The sequence below is a fragment of the Paraburkholderia humisilvae genome, from assembly GCF_902859855.1.
GTDB lineage: Bacteria > Pseudomonadota > Gammaproteobacteria > Burkholderiales > Burkholderiaceae > Paraburkholderia > Paraburkholderia humisilvae.
In genome coordinates this window covers 1-508 of the sequence record NZ_CADIKH010000514.1, presented here as the reverse complement: position 1 = coordinate 508, position 508 = coordinate 1, and the positions used below count along the sequence as shown (strand labels likewise).

Annotated in this window: 1 protein-coding gene; it reads right to left on the bottom strand. The window is 63.2% G+C overall.

Annotated elements, in window-relative coordinates; all coding sequences use genetic code 11:
* Positions 1–168: 168 nt before the first annotated feature.
* Entirely contained in the window at positions 169–507 is a 339-nt protein-coding gene (locus tag HV796_RS43290; RefSeq protein WP_175233677.1) for a P-II family nitrogen regulator, read from the bottom strand.
* Position 508 lies beyond the last annotated feature (1 nt).

The window sequence follows — 508 nt, the reverse complement described above, 5'->3', positions numbered from 1 at the left end:
CGCGGCGGCAGCCGATGCGTCCGCGGGGGCGCTGGCGGTCATCGCGGCCGGTGCGGCCGACGCGTCGGCGGCAATGGCGTTGCCGATGCCGGCTGCGAGCAGCGAGCCGACCATCAGCAGGGACATCAAAAGTTTGCGCATTTCCAGTTTCCTCTTGTCATTGCTTTTCTACAGGACGTCCGCGCCGGTCTCCCCGGTGCGGATCCGGATCACTTCCTCGATCGGTGTGACGAAAATCTTGCCGTCGCCGATCTTGCCGGTGCGCGCCGCGCGTTTGAGCGCCTCGATCGCCTGGTCGACGATGTCGTCCGGCACGGCGGCTTCAATCTTCACCTTCGGCAGAAAATCGATCGCGTACTCGGCGCCCCGATACAACTCGGTATGGCCCCTCTGACGTCCAAAGCCTTTGACTTCCGTGACCGTGATCCCGGAGACGCCGATTGCCGACAGGGCTTCGCGCGCCTCATCGAGCTTGAACGGCTTGATGATTGCGGTAATGAGTTTCATG